Source organism: Tellurirhabdus bombi (assembly GCF_021484805.1).
GTDB lineage: Bacteria > Bacteroidota > Bacteroidia > Cytophagales > Spirosomataceae > Tellurirhabdus > Tellurirhabdus bombi.
This window is the reverse complement of sequence record NZ_CP090557.1, coordinates 3,834,093-3,854,930: the sequence shown is the minus strand read 5'-3', so window position 1 is coordinate 3,854,930 and position 20,838 is coordinate 3,834,093. Positions and strand designations below refer to the sequence as shown.

General features: G+C 48.6%; 16 protein-coding genes. 5 read left to right on the top strand and 11 right to left on the bottom strand.

Translation table 11 applies throughout. The features are described 5' to 3' along the window. The 6 genes from L0Y31_RS16325 to L0Y31_RS16300 all read right to left on the bottom strand — a co-directional run bounded on the left by L0Y31_RS16325 (window position 1) and on the right by L0Y31_RS16300 (window position 7,278). Complete coding sequence (locus L0Y31_RS16325; RefSeq protein WP_234734149.1) at window positions 1-465, bottom strand: molybdopterin-dependent oxidoreductase; 465 nt, start codon at window positions 463-465, stop codon at window positions 1-3. A gap of 170 nt (window positions 466-635) precedes the next feature. Continuing rightward, entirely contained in the window at window positions 636-1,292 is a 657-nt protein-coding gene (locus tag L0Y31_RS16320; protein ID WP_234734148.1) for a phosphoribosylanthranilate isomerase, read from the bottom strand. 41 nt (window positions 1,293-1,333) lie between these two features. Further along, window positions 1,334-3,226 (bottom strand): outer membrane protein assembly factor BamB family protein, encoded by a 1,893-nt coding sequence (locus L0Y31_RS16315; RefSeq protein WP_234734147.1) that lies wholly within the window; start codon window positions 3,224-3,226, stop codon window positions 1,334-1,336. A 131-nt stretch (window positions 3,227-3,357) separates the two neighbouring features. Continuing rightward, window positions 3,358-4,296 carry a Hint domain-containing protein gene (locus L0Y31_RS16310; RefSeq protein WP_234734146.1) on the bottom strand — a complete coding sequence of 313 codons (939 nt, stop codon included), beginning with the start codon at window positions 4,294-4,296 and terminating at the stop codon, window positions 3,358-3,360. A gap of 112 nt (window positions 4,297-4,408) precedes the next feature. Then, entirely contained in the window at window positions 4,409-5,974 is a 1,566-nt protein-coding gene (locus L0Y31_RS16305; RefSeq protein WP_234734145.1) for a flavin monoamine oxidase family protein, read from the bottom strand. Window positions 5,975-6,093: 119 nt separating this feature from the next. Then, window positions 6,094-7,278 (bottom strand): pyridoxal phosphate-dependent aminotransferase, encoded by a 1,185-nt coding sequence (locus L0Y31_RS16300; RefSeq protein ID WP_234734144.1) that lies wholly within the window; start codon window positions 7,276-7,278, stop codon window positions 6,094-6,096. A 635-nt stretch (window positions 7,279-7,913) separates the two neighbouring features. On the opposite strand from L0Y31_RS16300, the gene L0Y31_RS16295 reads away from it, so the two are divergent. Genes L0Y31_RS16295 through L0Y31_RS16275 form a run of 5 tightly spaced genes read left to right on the top strand, consistent with a single transcriptional unit; the run spans window position 7,914 to window position 12,455 of the window. Beyond that, entirely contained in the window at window positions 7,914-8,774 is an 861-nt protein-coding gene (locus L0Y31_RS16295) for a heme/hemin ABC transporter substrate-binding protein (protein WP_234734143.1), read from the top strand. Between the two features lie 31 nt (window positions 8,775-8,805). Beyond that, window positions 8,806-9,912: a FecCD family ABC transporter permease gene (locus L0Y31_RS16290; RefSeq protein WP_234734142.1), complete on the top strand. Its 1,107-nt coding sequence runs from the start codon at window positions 8,806-8,808 to the stop codon at window positions 9,910-9,912. A gap of 35 nt (window positions 9,913-9,947) precedes the next feature. Then, entirely contained in the window at window positions 9,948-10,790 is an 843-nt protein-coding gene (locus tag L0Y31_RS16285) for a heme ABC transporter ATP-binding protein (RefSeq protein WP_234734141.1), read from the top strand. A 4-nt stretch (window positions 10,791-10,794) separates the two neighbouring features. Next, on the top strand, window positions 10,795-11,835 hold the full coding sequence (locus L0Y31_RS16280; RefSeq protein ID WP_234734140.1) for a hemin-degrading factor: 1,041 nt from the start codon (window positions 10,795-10,797) through the stop codon (window positions 11,833-11,835). Between the two features lie 26 nt (window positions 11,836-11,861). Beyond that, window positions 11,862-12,455 (top strand): HmuY family protein, encoded by a 594-nt coding sequence (locus tag L0Y31_RS16275; protein ID WP_234734139.1) that lies wholly within the window; start codon window positions 11,862-11,864, stop codon window positions 12,453-12,455. 163 nt (window positions 12,456-12,618) lie between these two features. Here L0Y31_RS16275 and L0Y31_RS16270 read toward each other — a convergent pair whose 3' ends face one another. The 5 genes from L0Y31_RS16270 to L0Y31_RS16250 form a co-directional block, all read right to left on the bottom strand. Continuing rightward, window positions 12,619-14,007, bottom strand: a complete 1,389-nt coding sequence (locus L0Y31_RS16270) for an HmuY family protein (protein ID WP_234734138.1) — start codon at window positions 14,005-14,007, stop codon at window positions 12,619-12,621. Window positions 14,008-14,058: 51 nt separating this feature from the next. Beyond that, window positions 14,059-16,329, bottom strand: coding sequence for a TonB-dependent receptor (locus L0Y31_RS16265; RefSeq protein WP_234734137.1), 2,271 nt, complete (start codon window positions 16,327-16,329; stop codon window positions 14,059-14,061). Between the two features lie 356 nt (window positions 16,330-16,685). Beyond that, a complete protein-coding gene (locus L0Y31_RS16260; protein ID WP_234734136.1) occupies window positions 16,686-17,012 on the bottom strand; it encodes a hypothetical protein in 327 nt (108 codons plus the stop codon). An 84-nt stretch (window positions 17,013-17,096) separates the two neighbouring features. Continuing rightward, window positions 17,097-18,131 (bottom strand): alginate O-acetyltransferase AlgX-related protein, encoded by a 1,035-nt coding sequence (locus L0Y31_RS16255; protein ID WP_234734135.1) that lies wholly within the window; start codon window positions 18,129-18,131, stop codon window positions 17,097-17,099. Beyond that, a complete protein-coding gene (locus tag L0Y31_RS16250) occupies window positions 18,131-20,818 on the bottom strand; it encodes a hypothetical protein (protein ID WP_234734134.1) in 2,688 nt (895 codons plus the stop codon). Before L0Y31_RS16250 ends, L0Y31_RS16255 begins: the two co-directional genes overlap by 1 nt. Between the last annotated feature and the right edge of the window lie 20 nt (window positions 20,819-20,838).

Genomic DNA, 20,838 nt, shown 5'->3' with positions numbered 1-20,838 from the left:
TTATTTAGCGAATCGAACCTCGATGGCTGCCACCTGCCGTATCCAGCGGGCGGGCTTTTTTTCGTCGGGAACAATGAGACGGTAAGGACCAACGCCCTGCGGGAGAGGCGCACCATCGGCAGCATCGGCCAGCAAAATGGTTCGAACTGTAAAATCAGGGTCGATTTCGGGCAAAGCAAACAAAACTTCGTACCCATCCGAGGCTTTCACCAAAACATATTTGGCCAGATTTTCGCCCCGGAGATCACCACCGAGTGAAACACCGGCAAGTCGCAGAATATCAACCAGAGGAACACCTTTGTAACGATGCTCTTTGCCATCCCGATCCTTGGCCGTGATTTCCGAATGGGGAAGCCCCCTGATTGCTTCCGCTGCTAAAGTGAGGGGCTTGGCCACTTCGCCGGTTACGGCCAGGGCAGGCTGAGCCCGAAGCGAAAATAGAGGAAAAGCCAGCAGAAAAGTCAAGCAAAGAAAGTACTGCTTTTGCTTGCTGAACCTTACCGAATAATTTATAAAGAGAAAATGCATGCAGGACAGGGCTGTTAGAAGCGTTATATTTCCTGCAATATAACGGTGTCTGCTATCAAGAACCAGAAAAGTAAGGTTTCCCGATAAAGAAGTTATCCTGTGCTACTTTATTGAGCGCTATCGACCGCCTGAAAGAATCGTTTTAGTTTAATCGGGTCGAGTTTTCCGTCCGTACGCACGCTGCTGCATAAGTCCAGACCAAAGGGGCGGACCGAAGCGATGGCTTCCGCAACGTTTTCAGGATTGAGGCCACCCGCCAGAAAAACAGGCACCGGACTCTGTTCGACAATCTGCCGACTGATTGACCAGTCGTGCCGCCGCCCCGTTCCGCCAAGTTCTTTTACGGCCAGATTCGGATTGCCCGAGTCAAGAAGAAGCGCATCAACTTCTTCGGCGGCGGTCAGCGCTTCGTGGAGGCTTACTTCGTCTAATACATGAATAACCTGCACTAATTTAATGCCTGGTAAGGCTTTACGCAGGGCAGCGTACGTTCCGGGTTGAACGGCATCTACCAACTGGATGGTGTTTGTCCGTACTTTTTGCTGATGGCGTATGATGGCTTCCGCCTCTGTTTCGCTAGTTAGCAGAAACGTAGCAATGGGAGGGGGCACGGTTTGGGCAATCTGAAAAATAGCGTCGTCGGTAATGACGCCTGGCCCACTCGGCATATGGCCTACCAAACCAAGAGCGGCAGCGCCATGAGCAATGGCTATTCTGGCTTCATCTACGCTACTAATGCAGCAAATTTTTACGCGGACTTTCATGGGGATTAGAGGTGAAAATGAATGCTTAGGCAACTGAAAAATTATTGGCTTTGCAACCGGACTAGTTTGCCATCCATTGTGGTGACTAGCAATTGCTTATTAGGTAAGGCCCAAATTTTATTGATCATGGCATTTGACAGTTTATGCGCCCAAATCAGCTGCTTTTTTTGAGCATCAACGGCGTAAACGAAGCCATCATCCGTAGGAATGTAAAGCGTTCCCTGGGCTTCGGTGATGGGTCCCGGCGAAATCTCGTAGCCATAGCCACAGTTGACAAACCATTCACCTTCCCCGGCGCCGGTTTTGGTGGAAATAGCCCAGACAGAATCCTGCATGCACTTTACATAAATCAACGACTTGTCTTCCGAAACGCCCATGGACTCGAAACCTTTGTGTCGGTTTGACTTCCAGATTTCCTGGCCCGTTTCTGCATCGAGAGCGGTGACCGTCCGGTCGGGGGTTTGCAGAAAAACTCGCCCGTTGGCCAACACAGGAATGCAGGCTGCTGGTGAATAATTCCGCCCTTTCCCATTGGTCCAGCGCCAGGCCAGTTTGCCCGTTTTTTTGTCTAAGGCATAAAATGAAGACCCCCAGGAGCCAAAATAAACCTTGCCTTTATCAGCAACCGGCACCGACTCCACAAAACTATTGACATCATTAAACTCCCAGCGCACAGACCCATCCCGCAGAGCCAACGCCCGAAATTTGCCTTCTGAACTTCCTAAGTAAACCGTATTTCCGTCAATGAGTGGAGAGGCCACAATGGGGTAACCAGTTTCCTGTTTCCACAACGATTTGCCCGTCCGTTTATCGAGGCAATAAATCGTCCCGTCCGTTGACGCAACGACCACGCGATTTTTGTGCAGCGCCGGTGAGGAATAGACTTTGCCCTGGGTAGCAAATCGCCATAAAACCTGCCCGTTATCGGGGGATAACGCCGTAATATAGCCTTGCGTATTGGGGTAAATAGCCACCTGTTTGTCAGCCACAATAGCGGCCCCGACATCGCTGCTATCTTGTTTCTCCCAAACTACTTTTACCTGCGGGTACTGCTCATTAACCTGGAAAGATGGGCGAGGGTAGTTTTTTTTGTCAGCCAGGAAATGGTGATTCTGGAGGAGAATGGTGTGCCAGGGCTGCTTGGTAATCATGCTCTGCCCGTCGGTTGCTTGGGTTCGCTCGGCAAAGGTTAAGGTATCGTTGGCGAGGGTAACCAAATTGTAACCATTTCCCGGCTGATTGGCGCGTAGGTTAGAGCGGCCCATCACAGCGGGAATGCCTTCGAAATTCAGTTTTTTGTTGCTATGACCGTGCCCGCAAAATGCTGCCTGCACGTTGATCTTTTTTAGCTCATCAATAAGGAGATACCAGTTCCCTAGCGCATCGTCGAGGGGGTAGTGGTTCATAAAAATGACCGGCTGGTCGGAGCCTTTCATGCTTTCGGCAATGGAACGAACCCAAAGAACGTCCTCCCGCGCGGCCAGACCCGGTGCCATACGCATGTTTGGACCACTGCCGCAGCCAATAAACCGATATTTCCCAACCGTAAAATCAAATCGTTCGGCGCCGAAAATTTTTCGAAAGCTGTTACAGCCGTTCTCCGACCACTTTGTGTCGTGGTTTCCCGGAAAAATATACCATTTTACCCGGAGGCCGTCCAGAATAGCTTTAGCCGCCCGAAATTCCTGCTCCGAGCCAAAATCGGTGACATCGCCGGTCAGGACAACAAAGTCAAGGTTGGGTAATGTATTAATGTCGTTGACGGTTCGTTGCAGGTCTTCCGCCGCCGTAACCGGTGCGCCAACGTGGGTATCCGTAACAAAGGCAAAGCGGATGGGTTTCTCTGTACTGGTTTGGGCAAGCGCGGTCTGGTAGAAACCTTGCCAAAGTAAGAAGAGCGCTAGGGAAAGAAAAGAAAAACCAAATCGGATCATGGCAGCAAGCTACAACGCAATCCTGAATTAGAGCTTACAAGGCCCTTTTTTTGTGTAAACGGCGACAATCAACAAGGGCAAACGAATGCCGTTTGCCCTTGTTGATTGTCAAAATTAAAATCGGAGAACGTTTATTTATCAAGCACTAAGCTGTCGTTTACTTCATAAATGCCTCCTTCAGTAACCAGATTAAATACCTGATCAACAACGCGGGCATCCTTTTGAATTGTAGTAACAGTGGCCATTTGATACGTGCGGGTCGCCGCATCTTCAACGAACAAAATGTCGCCTTTCACGAGCGATCCAATGGTTTTGCGGCCTGTCAGCGTTAAAACGGGATGGTTGGCAGTGCCTTCCAGTTCAATCAGACCGCTGGCGAGTACGCGGGAAGCCCAGACTTGCGCGTGGGGTAGAACCTGCACTTTCGTCAGGGAAAACTGACCTTTATGTACGTCTACGGCTTTGACCGTGTTATTGCCTAATCCAGCAACGATTTCGCCTGCTTTTACCTGGTCAATTTGTTTTTCGGTACCATCGGCCATCAATATGTACGCATCCGCCGGGAAGCAAAATTCATTATGGTCTTTTCCGGCTGAAGCCTGTTCACCACTTTTGACAGGACCCGATGATTCTTTAGAAAGCGTAAACGCCAGGCAAACAGCGAAGCCATCAGCGGCTTTAGCGGCGTCTTTCAGATCGTCAATGTACTGGCCCCAGATTGCCTTGTCCGCCTCCGAATTAGGGATGCAGATTTTTTGCATTTTACCATCTTTCGGGGTATAGTAAACGGCTAGCGATCCGATGTTTTTCATGCCCTCTGCCGCGAAGACGTTAAACATATAAATGCGGCGCTCGATGCCGTCACTGAATTTGAAGACGTAAGGTGGCTTCTCATCATTTCGGTCAAAAACTAGCCCGCCGGTTTTCAGGTACGAATCTTTTTCAATATTCTTAAAAGTCACTGCTTTTACCGACGCAAACTCGGTTGCGGTGATTCCGCGCTTAGCCTCCTGAGCGTTGGCGTAAACCGTCAAAAAAAGTATGGCAACTGCGCAGAGAATGTTTTTCATGAGTCAAAAGAGAATTAGTTTGTAATGATGCTTAGGATGGATGGTTGACTTATAAAGCTGAATAAGCCTGTCAACCGTCAAAATTAGCCATTTATGTTGAACAATTCCAAGCCTATTTACGGCTCGTCTGTCCGCCCTGCTCGCTAACGCGTTTGTGCAGGGAGGTAACCGCCTCGCGTGCCGAGTCGAGCGCGCCCGCCATCCAGGCAGTCAGGTAGCTAACGTGTTCGCCAGCAAAATAGATGTCGTCATCCGGTTCAATCAAGGCTTTGTAATGGCGTGATCGTGCCTCTGAGGACCAGTTTGCCCAGCCTCCCTGGTTGTACGGAATCTTTTGCCAGGCCAGTGAAAACGATGCCTGAAACTCTTTTTTGTACTGCGGGTGCAGCTTGCTGCCTTGCTCAAGTGCCAGGGTCTCGCGTTCTTTGGGGCTTAGGTTGCCCAGCTTTACGGCTTTGTCGTTAAAATTGTAATATCCCCACAACACCCCGCCCTTACCCAGTAGGTCCTGAGATGGATAAATGATCTGGTTGATATCCATATTCGTCTTGGACAGACCGCCGTAAATGTGATCGTCTTCTTCCCAGAAGCGGCGTTTAAACTGCAATCCTATTTTTCCCGTGTTAATATAAAGGACAAAATCCGCCGCCCGTTGAACGCGGGGGGACAAATCGGATTCAAGCTGCCGTAAAATAGGTAACGGCAAGGTGCATATGCAGTAGTCGCCCGTAACTTCTTTCGGTTTACCGGTCTTTTTATCGGTGTACACGATTCGTATACCCGGCTGCGTTTTACGGATTTCCTTAATTTCCGCCTGGTAAACAATTTTGCCGGGAAGGGCCTTTTCGAATGCTTTGGGAATTTGATCCATCCCGCCAATAGGTTGGAGCATAGGCGGTTGCTGATAAAGCGTATATTCTCCGATGTTGGAAACCGATGGGTGGAACATGCCCGAACGAATGTAATCCAATAGACGGTAGGCTTCGGTGAACTCGCCTGGTTTGTTGCCGCCGCCCTGAGGAGTTTTGTAACCGCGTCGTTCGCTAGCCTTGTAGAGTTTGTTGGGGGAAAGGTCGCCTTCGGCTTCCAAAAAGGAAATGAGTTGTTCCACGTCCTCTTTCGTCATTTCCTGATCGAGTACTCCCTGGTTGGTTGCTTTGGCCAACAGCTCAGCGGTGAAGCCCCGTAAGTCGCTGTGGAATTCGCGTTGCCGGACCACTTTATTGGCCAACTGGCCGGTACCTTCCATGTATAAGTACGCGGATTCGTTGACGTTAATGAAAGCTTCAAGTTTAAGACCTAGTTCGCGGCAATAGTGCAGCGTAATTGCGTGCGTGTGGGGGATGCGGCCAGCTCCGGCATTGTAATAATGGCCATCTTGAAAATGACAGGTTTGTGGCTGGCCACCAATCTCAGTTTCGGTTGTTCCGCCCCGCACGGTCCAGACCCGCCCGCCAACGCGGGAACGAGCTTCCAGAATGGTGCAGTCGTACCCTAATTTCCCTAATTCGTAGGCCGAGCACAGGCCAGCCAGCCCACCACCTAAAATGATAACTTTTTTACCGACAACCGTTTTTTCGGGTGCAAAAGGAGCCGCTGGTGCTTCGGGAATGAGGCCAAGGCCCATCATGGCCATGTACGACAATCCAGAGCGTTCGATGAAGTTACGTCTGGTCATTGAAAAAGTTTCAAAGAGTGAAAGAGCGAAATGGTGAAAGAGTGATGGCGGTATCAGCGGAGCATGGATAGGCCCACTTAATCGCTCTTTCGCTCTTCCACCATTTCGCTCTTTATTTTTTAGCTAACTACCTTCTGAAAGGCCCCCGTGAAGGCTTTCATTTGGTCCATAGTACCAATACTGACGCGGCACCAATGCTGCTGATCAAACTCCCACTGGCGCACGCTAACCCCTTGCTCCATCATACCCTTGGTGAAAGTCTGGCCCTTCATGCGGAGTGGGAATAGAACAAAATTAGCGGAAGAAGGCAGCCAGGTATAGTCTGATTGCTTCAAAAAGTCGTACAAGTATTTTTTCGATTCAAGCGTATTTTTTAAAGTCATTTGTTGGAATTCGGTATCCTTGATGCTGGCAATGGCCGCTGCTGCCGAAGGCGTTGAGATGGAAAAACCACCCGAGCAGTATTTACGCAGTTCTTTCAGGATTTCTGGTTTTGCCACGGCGTAGCCAACCCGCAGTCCCGCAAAGGCGTGTAATTTAGACATTGTTCGTAAAATAAGCACGTTCTGGCCTTTACGAACGCAGTCTACCATGGATTCCGTTTTAGGGTCTTTGGCGTAGTCAATGTAAGCCTCATCCACCAGAACGGTTGTCTTGGGAGACACTGTTTCGCAGAAAGATCGCAGCTGATCGGCTGGTAGAATGACGCCCGTTGGGTTATTGGGATTGCAAACATAAACCATGCTGGTTTTCGAATCGACCCGACTAGCCATAGCCGGAAGGTCGTACTGGTACTCTGTGGTTAGCGGAACTTTGTCGAAAGCGATTCCAGAGTTATCGCCCCGGTCATCCCGGTTCGAGATGTAGCAGGGGTCAGCCATCAGGATTTTACCTTTAGGTCCGTAAAGCATCAAACTGCCCATTAACAGTTCGGAAGAACCAGCACCTAATAAGATATGATCTTCAGGAACGCCAGCTTCAGCAGCCAGTTGCTTGCGCAGTTCGCCAACCACCGGTCCTGCATACATAAAAGATGAATCAACTGATTTAACCAAAGCTTCTTTTGCTTTTGGAGAAGGTCCCCAGGGGTTCTCGTTTGAAGAAAGGCGCGCTTTGATTTGGGGAGCCTCTGACAAATAGGCCTGATAAGCCAATTCGCGGTGGCGTTCCAAATAAACTGCGCCGTAAGGGCCAGATACTGAGGCTGCTTCAGCTTGCTGACTCAAGGAAGGAAGAACTAACGTGCCTGCCGAAGCCAGCAAGCCTGACTTTAGCCAATCACGACGTGAGAATGTAGATGTCATGGTATAATTTTAGTTAGTTAATGATGAGTAATAACACTTGGTACGAGGGTAAATTCATTCCTAGTTCGGTTACAACACTAAATGAGAACCAATAGCAATAATATAAAGAAAATCTCTGTTAAGATTAAAATAGTACAATAATATAGCGAGATTATTAATAAGTTATTTTTAATATTTACATCTCAAAATAAGTAAAATATAACCGTATAATACTCAAATATAGTTGTATGAGGAGAAAAATAATAGAATTTGTCTCTTATTGCAACAGAAAGCAATTATATAATATATTTTAATTTATATCAAAAAATAAGAATAAAAAATAAATTTAATGTAAAAGACTAAGTTTTTGTATTGAAAAATAATTGAAAGTAAAACTTATATTGTGATTTATGGATAATCAGTAAACAGATAACAGTATAGAATTGAGATTTAGGGAAAAGTGCAATTTGTTGTTTATTATATTCTCTTAGTTAATCATATATAGTAGCAATGCTCAAATAGATATCCTCACAACTTAAGTAAAACGCTAATAAACAGTCATTTAAACAAGGAAATAAGTAGTTGATTTGGCCTAAAAGGCAAAGAAAAAGTAGAAAAAAGTTATTTATAAATGGTCTAAATAATATATTTGGGCCATGAAAGCCATCTTACGTCGAGTTTCCTATCTGATTGGAGGTTTTTTAGTCCTCTTTAGTCTTGACAGCCACGCTCAGAATACCAGTCAACGCATTGTTTCTTTGAATGGAACAGTGACAGAAATTCTGTGTGAATTGGGGTTGCAGAACCAGATTGTGGGTACTGATGTGACGAGCACTTATCCGGCCTCAATGGAAAAAACGCCAAAAGTGGGCCATAACCGAAACATTGGAGCTGAAGCCGTGCTTGCACTTCGCCCGACGATTGTAGTTGGCGCCAAAACAAAGGCTGGTAGCGGTATGGATGTAAAACCAGAACTGGTTCAACAGTTTAATAGCGCGGGCGTGAAAACGGTGCTCTTTGAGCAGGAGTACAGCGTTGCCGGTGCCAAGAAAATGATTACGGAGATTGCCAAAACATTTGGCGTTTCAGCAAAAGCGGCGACCGTCATTCGGAAGTTAGATGCCGATCTGGCAAAAGTTAAAAAGCCTTCCAAGCCCCAAAAAGTGCTGTTTATCTATGCACGTGGCACCGGGACCATGATGGTTTCGGGTCGTAATACCCCCATCGAAAAAGTCGTTCAACTTGCAGGGGGGCAAAACGCAACCAATGATTTTGAAAACTTCAAAGCGCTTACGCCCGAAGCGCTGGTGACCGCAAACCCCGATGTTATCCTGTTATTTACCAGCGGCTTAGAAAGTCTGGGTGGCATGAATGGACTGCTAAAGGTGCAGGGTGTTGCGCAAACAAACGCGGGGCGTAATCGCAAAGTAATTGAAATGGACGGGCAACTGCTGACTGGTTTTAGTCCTCGATTGGGGGTAGCACTTCAGGAGCTTAGTAAAAAACTGGTGAATTAGTCCGCAACCCATTTATTCTACCTGAGTCATCATGCAAACAGAACTGCAACCTACCCAAGCCGTACCAGTCCCGAAGCGATTCGCCCCCAAAAGCCCGCGCGTGCGTGGTTGGTGGCTGAACAGCCTGTTGGGGGTTGTGCTCGTGGTGGTGATGGTTTGGGCGGTAGGGGTAGGAGCCGTTTCAATTCCGATACCGAACGTGCTGGCCATCTTGCTGAAGCAGATTGGTTTGACCGTGGGCACGTTTGAAGAGCAACAGGAAACGGTTTTGCTGGTAATTCGTTTACCACGTATTCTACTTGGTGTACTGGTGGGGGCGGTTTTGGGCGTATCGGGGGCGGCCATGCAGGGTTTATTCCGGAATCCATTGGCTGACCCTGGCCTGGTGGGTATTTCATCCGGGGCGTCGCTTTTTGCGGTCTTTATGATTGTTCTCCAGATAAAACTTTTCAGTGAACTATCCGCTTTGGCGGGCTTATACGCCCTATCGCTGGCGGCATTTACCGGAGCTGTTATCACCACTTTAATCGTCTATTTCCTGTCCAGACGCCAGGGCCGGACGGTGATCGCAACCATGTTGTTAGTTGGTATCGCCATTAATGTGCTTTGTGAGGCGTTGCGGGGTTTGATGGTGTATATGGCCGATGAAGCTCAATTGAGGGCCATTTCCTACTGGAGCCTGGGGAGTCTAGGCGGTGCCAGTTGGGAGGTCCTTCAGGTGGCCGCGCCCTTTCTGCTGATTCCGGTGCTTTTGATGCCACGACTTAGCAAACCAATGAATGCCTTTGCGCTGGGCGAGAGCCAGGCGGGGCACTTGGGGGTCAATGCACCCGCGCTGAAACGGAACGTGATTATTCTGGCGACGATGGGCGTCGGCGTGGCGGTTTCTGTATCGGGCGTTATTGGGTTTATTGGCCTTGTTATACCGCACGTAATTCGCCTGATTGCCGGGGCTGATCACCGGAATGTGATTCCGGGTTCTGCCTTGTTGGGGGCCGTTATCCTGACTTTATCTGATTTGCTGGCGCGGACCATTGTGGCGCCTTCCGAATTGCCAATCGGCATCATAACGGGTCTGATTGGAACGCCTGTATTTCTGTATATGCTGATAAAAGGCACAGGTGAAAAAATGGCCTGAGTCGCTAGTATCAGTCGCATTTAGAAACGAAAAGAATGCTACAAGCAAACCATATTACGCACACAGTTGGCCGGAAAGTGCTATTGGACAATGTCTCGATAGCCGTAAAACCGGGTGAGCTGGTGGCCGTTGTAGGCGCAAATGGCGCCGGAAAGTCGACTTTACTGAAAACGTTAAGTCGAGATATGGTGCCTACACAGGGAGATGTTCTGTTAGACGAGAAGCCCGTTCGTCAGTTTTCCAATGTTGAGTTAGCTCGTCGGCGGGCCGTATTGGCGCAGCAAAATCCGTTGGCGTTCAATTTCAATGTTTACGAGTTAGTAATGATGGGTCGCTATCCGCATTTTGATGGGCGACCCCGACCCGAAGACATGGCAGTGGTTGAGGCAGTGCTGGAACAAACGGGTATCAGTCACCTGGCCGAACGGTCGGTGCCTACGTTATCCGGCGGTGAGCAGCAACGGGTGCATCTGGCCAAAGTACTGGCCCAGCTCATGACCGCAGAGGAATTAGTGAGGCCGAATGAAATTATCAGAACGGCTAAATACCTGTTATTGGATGAACCAACAACAGGCCTTGATCTTTATTACCAGCATAGTTTATTGGAAGTAGCCAGCAAATTAACGCAGCGCGGTTACGGTGTTATTGCGATTTTACACGATCTAAATTTAGTGATGCAGTACGCCAATAAGGTATTGTTACTCAAAGGAGGCAAAACACTGGCTCTGGGCAATCCGGCTAATGTTTTAACGCCCGAGACCATCCTGAAAGCGTTTCAACTGCATGTTACCATTGTCCACCAGCCGGAGCTGAACTGTCCTTTGATTGTTCATAGCCGGCAAAACGCATCCATTCCCGTCACTCCTCAAACTTATTAAACGTATGACAACGACCACTCTGGATTTAAAAAAACAATACGAGGCTTTCAAAGCCGAAAACCCGAAAGTGCGCATCCGCGATGCCGCCAAACAATTGGGCGTCAGCGAAGCAGAACTGGTTGCTACCGGAATCGGTGAAACCGCCACAAAGCTGGAAGGGGATTTCAAAGAGCTGCTGAAAGAAGTGCCCACGTTAGGCTATGTGATGGCACTGACCCGCAACGAAAGCGTGGTGCACGAACGGAAAGGAGAATACCTGAACGTGTCATTCAACGGGCATGTTGGGCTAGTTCTGGGTGAAGATATTGACCTGCGTCTTTTCATGATGCACTGGAAACACGGGTTCGCCGTTCATGAAAACGACCGCAAGAGCTTGCAGTTCTTTGCGGGTGATGGCGAAGCGGTTCATAAGATTTACTTAACTGATCAGAGCAACGTTGAAGCCTACGACGCTCTGGTTGAGAAATACAAAGCCGCCGATCAGGCCAGTGACCTGGTTATTGAGCCAAAAGCTGAAGCCGCGGAAGAAGATCAAGCAGATACGGATATTGACATGGCTGCTTTCCAGCAATCCTGGCTGGAATTAAAAGACACGCACGAGTTTTTTGGTATGCTCCGCAAACACAAGGTTTCCCGGTTGCAGGCGATGCGTCTGGCTCCCGAAGGCCATGCCGTGCCAACCACGATGGCGGCCGTGAAAGACGTGTTTGAAGACGCATCGAAAAGCGGTCTGCCCATCATGATTTTCGTCGGTAGCCGGGGTTGCATCCAGATTCATACGGGCGAAGTGCGTAAACTGGTGCCCATGGGTCCTTGGTTCAACGTACTCGATCCAAAATTTAACATGCACTTGCGGGAAGACCACGTAGCTTCTGCCTGGGTCGTGAAGAAACCAACCGTGGATGGCGTAGTAACCAGCCTTGAATTGTTCGATGCGGAAGGAAATCAAATCGCGCTCATCTTCGGAAAACGTAAACCAGGCGTTCCGGAGAAAGAAGAGTGGCGTGAAGTGGTTGCTCAGAAAGCCGTACCCGTACTTGAATAAACGCAAATAATTCGCTTCGTACCCAGATGAATAAATCTTTTGTTGCGGTTGCCCTGCTGGTTGGATCGGCCTTTTTGTCGGCTTTCAATCCTGTATCAGCGCAAACCTTATCGCCCGTTACTATTAAAGACCTACCGGCTGATCCGGCTAATCCGCAGGGAGGGCAACCCGGCGTTGGATCGGGCAAATACACGCTTTTTAGCCTGAAAGACGGGAAGCAGGTTCCCAATAGCGATTCGTCTACGGCCAAATGGGATGTTGGCTTTCGGGCAACAACCATCATTGTCAACGGAGGTGCAGGCCGCGTGGGCAAAGGCGGTGCTGCTGTACAGAACGGCACATTCGATGCCCTGACTGCCGTTCCCGAAAATGTTGTCTTTGCGCAGGATGAAAGCAGTAAACTGGCTATTCTGACAGGCTCGGGCAACGGTTGGTACACCTACGGGGGAGGAGCCATTACGCCAACCGCCGACAAAGTGCTCCTGATTCGGACCGCAGACGGAAAGTACGCCAAGATGGAAATTCAAAGCTACTACAAAGGCGGTGATGCTGGCGGAGAAAGCCGCTATTATACATTCCGGTATGTTTACCAACCCGACGGCAGTAAGAACTTAAAATAAATAAGTAAGCTATAGACGGAAAATAAAAAAGGCAGTGTCAATGACGCTGCCTTTTTTGGTTGCCTTGATGCCTGTTTAAAAGCAGCATCAAGAATTGGTATGAACGTGGGAAGTTTGTTTCATGAGCAATCCCAACCAGTTAGATCGGGATTGCGGAACTCAATTAAGCTCCTTTTTTCACTAACTGATATTCGATGTTCGGATAACCCCGCTGGCCACCGTCGGCAGAGGTAAAGTTGACAAACTTCAACTTGTAAACGTTACCCGAAGCATCTTTGATGACGTAGAAACGATCCGTTTTAACGCCCGTTGTGCCTCCGTTTGGTCCACCGGTTGCCCGCCAGTTACCACCAATCACATTGCGATCTTTCTTGAACGCCGTTGCGGCAATGTTGCTTTCTGCGTAAGCTGCGTACGTAACCGTGCTGGTCAATACTTCCGCGGCTTCAGTGCCACCTAAGTGATTAATAAGCACATAGTCAGAGTAAGTGTAAGGGACAGACATCGTTGGGCTTAGGTCTGCTTTATACGTAACAAGTGACCATTGAATATCCCAGTTTGCTTTGGCTGGCTCTACTGAAACGGCTCCTTTGTCGAAAGCAACGTAGCTGAAGTTATGCGTAGCATCTTTGGCGATATCCAGGGTCTTGAAGGTTGTTTCGGCGATCTGGGCGTACTGGAGCGTATAACCCGTTCCTTTACGGATAACGCGAATCTTGTACCAGGGCTTCGCTGCCGTACCCGGATTGATGATGTACACTTTATTGTCTGCATCCGTCGCTGAAATGGCCTGAATCACCGTTTTCGTAATGTCACCGTCTACATTATCGACCAAATCCATCGTGCCAAGACCCTGACCGATAGCCGTTGAGGCTTTGAAACCTGCCGTATCAGCCGCCGTTACCTGCGTAAGATCCGCTTTCGTCAGCGCTTTCGCCGAAGCACCAACCGTGCCGTTGATGATTACCCGGAAATCAGTACCGCCGTAAAAGCCCAAATCCCAGCTGTTACGGGCAACTGCCGTCTGGCCGTTGCTGCTCAGGTCAACAAAAACAGAGTTAACTGCCGCCGCGCCGCCTTCACCACCGTTCAGTTTAAGCTGAGAACCAGTTGACGTAATGGAAGCAAACTTCAGCGTAGCCGCATTTTTCTGGCCCAGTAAAACCGGCGGGGTAGAGGATTTAATCGTAAACTTAATGGATTCGGTACCGTTCAGGAACAGGTTAGCCCCTTTCACTACCTTGAAAGAACCGGTGCTGCTACCCGCCGGAATGGTTACGGTCAGGTTATTGTTGGTGGCTGCCGGTTCCGTTGTGAATTGCGTGCCGTAGGCAATGCCCGTTGGTTGCAATTCAATCACGATTGGCGTAGCGGCATCCACATTACGGCTCAACGTCAGCTTAATTTCGGCGTTCGGCTGGTTTGCATCAAGACCCTGCTCCGTAACATCAAATTGTACCAGGTTATCGGGCAGCGGGGGATCTTCCGTTTTACAGGCATTGAACGCAGCTGCAACCGTTAACGTAAGCAGAAACGAGCGGACTTTTTTCATGGTTGTGTTTATTTTATTCATTCTTGTTTTTTGGTTTTTACGTATTAAAAATCACTTCGACCATTGGAAATTCAGGCCTAGAAAGTAAGAGCGTCCGTAGCTAAGCGGCACGGCTCCTCCGGTCGTATGGGCTCCCGAATCGGAAGCGGTATTGTTAAGGCGGGTAACATTAAAGAGATTCTTAGCCCCACCAGTAAGCGTTATATACTTCATGAAAACCTTGCTGACCGTGAAGTCTGCCCAATGATAAGCGGCTGTTTCAGCTAGCCGGGTAGTCGGGCTTCCTTCGGCGTTGGCCGAGGTTTCGTAGGAAGGTCTTTTGCCGGTATACTTATAAAAGAGGCTTACTTTGGTTCCGATTTTCGAGATATTGTACGTCAGGTTGGAGTTCAGTTCCGGCGACCAGACAAATTCCGGTAAGCTGCTGTCATCTTCAATAAAGCTGTTGTAGCGCCCGATGTAACTGAACCCCAGAGTGGCCGAAAAGTTTTTGTGGTAGAGGGTATTGTTCAGTGTACCACCCGTGGTTTTAAAACGGTCTACATTGATGGTGGTGGTAACGGTTGGGTTCGTCGGATCGAAGCCGTAGTTAATCAGGTTGTGAAAATCGTTATAAAACGAATTCAGCGTCGTAGAAAGTCGCAGCGAACTGGTGGCGATCACCTGCCAGGTTAAGGACCCGTTGATGCTGTTGGAGTATTCGGCTTTCAGGTTGGAATTGCCAATAATGGAGTGGCTGGCATCAAAAAAGTTAAAATACAATTCCCGCAGGGCAGGCGAGCGAAAGCCTCGGGCGTAAGCCATTCGGAAATCAACTTTTTTGCTTAGTGTAATTTTCGCGTTTAACGACGGAATAACAGGCGGTGCATCGTAAACCGAATTTTTGATAAACCGCAAACCGGGCCGCAACGTAATGGCTGCGGTTGGTTTGATCTCTGATGATACGAAAAAGGCGTAGTCATTGATGGCTGGTGAACCCAAAATGCGGGCTCCCGAAGCATTTTCCATGTTGATGTCGATACCTGGTTGCAGGGAGATCGCCGACGAGATTTTGTATTGTGCGGTCGTCCGGAAAACCTTACTCTGAAATTCCGATAAATCCTGTTCGCCCGTTCCTAATGAAAGTGTACGGCGGCCCGTATTCAGATCGATGTTGGTCGTTTGGGTGCGGCGGTCATAATCGGTAAACGAGACAATGCCGTTCCATTGCAGGCGATCGTTGACACGCCAGTCTCCCTGAAGCTGGTGTGTAAAACGGTTCGTGATAAAGTTTTGATCCCGTGCCTGGTTGGTATTGCTGTTTACGGGACCTTCACTATTAATCGTCTCGTTTAGCGCGTCCAGACGGTACCAGACATTGAACGTTTCGGTACGGTAACCAATCTTGGCAGCTCCCAGTAACTGTTCTTTAGGTTTCCAGTCCTTAACGCGGCCCACAGATTGCCCTTGCCAGCCCCCGAAATCGTTACGAGTCCCACTAAACAAGCCATTCCAGCCCGATTTTTGAAAGCTCAAGCCTAGATTTTGATTGTGCACACCCGCCTTCGAAAAGGGGCTGTATTCTTTACCGGCTGTTTCTTCCTGAACTCGGGCGCTAACCGAAATTTGTTCATTCCCTGGCTTACGGGTGATGATATTGATAACGCCCGCCAGCGCATCCGAGCCATAGGAAACCGCCATCGGGCCTTCAACAATTTCAACGCGCTCAATGGTATTAATGTCAATTTGATTTAGACTTTCGCGGGTATCGCCCCGGTCGATCAGAGGAACGCCATCCAACAGAATTTTCACATTTCGCCCGGACATGCCCATGAGCTGGATATCAGAAGTGCCAAGCGTCAGGTCGTTGGTAAAACGAATACCCAGTTCGTTGTTCAGGACACCCGCCAGGTTGGTAGCTGCCCGGAGCTGAATCCGTTCCCGGTCGATGGTGCGAATTTGATAAACCGACTGACGAAGCGATTGCGGTTCGTATTGGCCTGTTACAACAACATCTTTTAATTGCTGCGTACTTTCTTTTAAGAGGGTAGTCGGAACTTGAGTTGATTCGCCCGCCTTGATCAAAATGCGCCGCGTTTGGGTTTCCATCCCAACCGATTGCAATAAGAGTGTGTAGCTTCCGGCTGCGGCTTCTAGTGTATAGCTTCCGTCTGCTTGGGAGAGGGTCGCGAATTTAGTGTCTTTAAGGAGTACGGTAGCTGAAGCCGCTGGTTTCCCATCTTGGCCAAGAACAATTCCGCTAATAGTTCCTTTATTGTCCTGGGCAGAAACAAGCGTCGGGAATAGCAGCAGACAAGATAAATAGATGAAGAGGTATTTCATTAAACTATTTATTCTTATTAAGACTGAATATAAATTTCAGCAAAGGTACAATTTCATTTGAGCAATACCACAGTTTTGCAAAACTTTTGATAATTAGCTAAAAATGAGGAAGATGACTAGGGGGAAGTCTACAAGAGAATTGGAAAGGCAGGAATTTGAGGCCTATAAAAAGGACGACTTGATAGTAGAGCCAAGGCCTGACAAAAGGGTTTTGTAAGCTATCTCAAACTGTAGATGAATAAAAGGCCTGGTCTTTACGAGTTATTATGACATAGTTTTTCAGGCTCTGATACTTCAACAATCGGAGCCTGAAAATACAGTACTTTGAACGAAGTTTAGGCCGCCTACCTCAGGGCTTACAAGCCATAAAAGGCGCTTTCAGCCAGGAGAATGAAAGCGGCGACAACAGTAATGAGTAGTCCCCACTCAATAATTCGGGGCTTAATTTTATCAGTGTCTCCCTGGTTCTGTAGAGCTGCAATGACGTGCTCGGCTAAATCAGCCGTAGCAAAGGTAGTCAGGACCTGGAGCAGATGCCAGGCGAATTCAAAACCGTCAATGCATTGTACCCACACAAAGGGAAGAATCAGAAAATGGACCAATAAGACCCACTCCTTCAAACCAAAACGGTCGGTGCGAATCTGCGCGCGACGGGCGAGGCTGGTAATTAGTTGTCGAATCATGAGTTACGGTGAATGTATACAAAGATATAATTTCGACAACGGAAATAACAGAGTAAGTCTACCTTTTGTGCAATTTTTCGCTTCCTAAAGTGGAGATGAATTTAGCTTTTTACCGACTTCCCGCAACCAGATTGACCGTCCCTGGCAGTTCCAATGCGAATCGCTCAATTCATAGACGGACGAAGAGCTGGCTCTGAAAGGAGTATACACATCGATGATCGGCACCTCGAGGTGAGGATGGCGCTGCACCCGATCGATCAGGCGGTTGTATTCGCCAAGGTAGTAGGCTAAGATGCTCGTTTTATTGGGAATAATGCTAAGGTAAACTTGATCGAAGCCAAGTTTCCGGTAACGAGCCGCTACGTGATTAACGCTATCCACTAACTGATTTAATTCGGTCTGCTCCAGTGGCGTAAACGAAGAACTAATTGTAGAGGTGTCCGTATCGATTCCGTAGAGTAGATGTTGCCCGCCGGGGGTTATTGTCACTTTCGGGTTAACTCGCTCGAACCACTGGTAATTTAGCTGGGCTTTAATTTCTTTAAACCACAAAAAGAAGTCTGAGCTAAACAAAAGATTTTCCAGCCGTTCATTGACGGACTCCCTGGTCGCGAAAACGGTTTCTAAATCCTGAATCCGTTGCGTCCAGCTTACAGAAGCTGCCTTAACATTGGTTTGTCGGGTTGTATCGGCCATTACGCGCAGTTCATCAACGCCACGACCGAAATGCTCCCGAAAATGGCGTTCCACCGTTTCGAGAATCAGAATGTTGGTTTTGGTAGTATCCAGCTGAATATTTTGTGGCTTGTCCCAGTGGATATACTGGTAGTGGCTGGCTGTGAAGTCCGCTGCGCTAATGCGCCCTGGTTCCGTAAAGCTATCGCCAAGTAGATACAAATGGTAAGGCTGGCGGGGCGAAGAGGCCGGAACGCCGGGCGGGCAAGCAGATTGTCGGGCCTTAAACTGGGATAAATTGGAGAGCCGATACAGGTCACCGTAGCGGTAATCATCAGCAATCAAACCCGCATTGTAGTAGGAGCGGAGCACGTCGGAAGAGCATCCTCCCAGGTAAATAAGAATGGCAAAAAAGAGAACTATATAACGCAAAGACTTCATCATTAACGCAATTTAATCGACCAGACTTGCACCGCTTTTTCCGTACTGCTGTAAATAAACAGCTTGTTCCGGGAAGGGGAATACTGCAAATTAACGGGGTAAAGGCCTGGGATGGGACGATCGCCGAAAGGACGGCCATTAAGGTGATAGAGCGAGGTGAAATTGCCGGATTTAACGCTAACAAGTTTCAGTCCCGATCCAAAAATATGGTAACGAATGGTCGTCCGGCCCGGAACCAGACCACGGACTTCGAATAGGCTTTTACCGTTGTGGTCCAATATGGCCGTTTCAGTATCGGTAGTTCGGAGTACTAAGTAATCCTTCTGACCTTCTTCAATAAGAAGATGAAACGTCCCTCGCCGAACGGGCCGGTATAATTGTGATTTTTCAAGAATCTTGCCTTCCTCACTGATTCGGATAAATTCACCTTGTTTGCCAAGGGTGGTGATTGTTGCCGGAGTGGAACCGTCCATAAAAGCAGGACCCGAAAATTCGGATTGCAAGTCCAGCGGAAAACCCGGGGCCTGGTTGCCATTTTGCTGCCACTTATTCAGTTTGCCCTCTTTCTGCAAGGAAAGAACCGACAAGTTCTGGTTGCGGAAAATGGTCTGATAAGGTGGACAGGCTTCTCCCGTGGAAGTAACCGAAAATTGACGAATAAAGCGTTTTTGGGTCTTATCAAAAGCAAAAACACTACCATCTTGATGCCCCAGGAGTAGAATTTGCGCTCGATCGGACAGCCCTCGGGCTAAACTCAGTAGTGAAGGGTTAGCACCTTTGGGAAGCCTGACAGATTGTAAGCGCACAAATCCATTGTATGAATCCGCAAAATACAGGGATTGTGCCGTGGTGAAAGCGTATTGCAAGCGACCGTTATCGAGGTAATTGACGGGAATCAACTGGCTTTTGATGGCTCCATCAATCGAGCCAATAACGCGTTTGTCATTATAAGGAGTTATCTGGACAAACTGCCGGCTGTTATCAATGGCCCAAATCTGACCCGACCCGCCAACGAAGTCCCCCAAGGGCAAGGGTGCATTGGCTAAAGGAGCGTTGAAATCAACGTTCTTTTGTAGAAAAACGCGGTTGAAAACGGCTTCGCTGGCTCGGCGGGAAGTACGCCCCAGCACGATTGTTGAATAAATCCGATCCCGCCCGTAGCTACTCTGATATACCAGGTTTTCGATGTTGTCTAAGGCTGTATCATCGTGGTTAAGAAGTTGTTGCCAAGCCGTTGGCCACTGGGCCGCAATGGATTCGCCCGCCCGCCCGAAGCGGGTAAAGACCGTAAAATTAGCTGGGCGAAGCGTTTTTGTTAGTAAATCAAGTTGTCGACGGTTGACTGACCAAACGGTTTCATCGCGTAATGCCTGTAGATATTCCTGCATTACTTCCTCACTGTTGGCAATGATCAAGTAATCTTTTTCCTGCGTCACCCAACTGCGGGAAAACCCACGAAACAAGCCTCCAAACAAATGCGCTGGCAAATCCGGAGCGTCAATAAGTGTAACTGGGTGTTTTAGAAATGATTTGGTTTTGGCCAACTGATCTTTACCAGACAATAAAACAGCCGCCAGCTGATAACGATCATACAGTTTCTCGACATTGGGAGATTTAACCAGTAAAATCATACGCTGCTCTGAGAAAGAGGCATCCAGTTTCAGTAGGGCTACTTCGTTGCCCAGATACTGGTAAAAACTAGTCGCATCCCGTTGAAGGAGCGGACGAAGCTTGCGGCGGCCTTCCCGAAAAACGCCTTCCTGTTCGGCATTAATGAAAGGTGTTAAGGCGGCGCCAAACTTGGCTCCATCGCTTAGGCCGATGTGAAAAACAGATGTTGTCTGGTCAGGGATTAAATTACCACAGGCTATGCGTCCCGGAATCTGACCGGAAAAAAGCGAGGCAACTGCCGATTGAGTTCCAATGTCCTCGACAGATTTACCCAGCAGGTGAGTGCGGTTAATCGATTGCTGAAACTGGGTCTTAATTTCGGTTGGCAAAAACGTGCGGATGTACCGGGCCTGCCAGTCAGTTTTTGTATTTAGCGGAGAAGTCAGGAGTGATTCCAGCACGGAGCTACGAACATACAGGCCTGCAATAGTGCCTGGCTGCAAGAGCGTTACGTCTGCCCGCTGCAAAGGCGTTTCCGAAAACCGTTGGTGGATGCGGCGAACCACACTTTCAATCACAATGGTGGAGGGACTACCCACTAAAAAGTCATCCAGCACCACAAAAGAGCCTAGAGACTCGTTACCTACGGTCAGAAATTCGTGAATCCGCTCCTTTTCGTAGGGATGGCTTAATGTACGAAATCGGTCTGCATTGGGTTTAAGTAATCGGTTAACCAGTGCCCGATCTTCAGCCGTCTTCAATGGTAAATAGAACGCAAATTCCAGCTTATCGCGCGAAGTACGATGCAGGGAATACCAAATGGGTTTCGAACGCAGGAGTTTGAGCGCGTCGGTGGTATCGAGGGCAGGCCAGATGAATTGATCCACCGCCTGAACGGCCTCCTGAAACACAGGAGTTGTGCGGAGGGAAAGTTCATTGAGGCGGCTTTCTTTCGAGACCGTATCCTGCAAAGCGGTGCTTTCCAGAACAATCAACGCATCGGACGGAATCAATTCCCAGGGTGATCGGATAGGCGCAGTCCACCAACGATAGCCAAAATAGCCGGCGATAGCTAACAAACATACACTAAGACCAATCC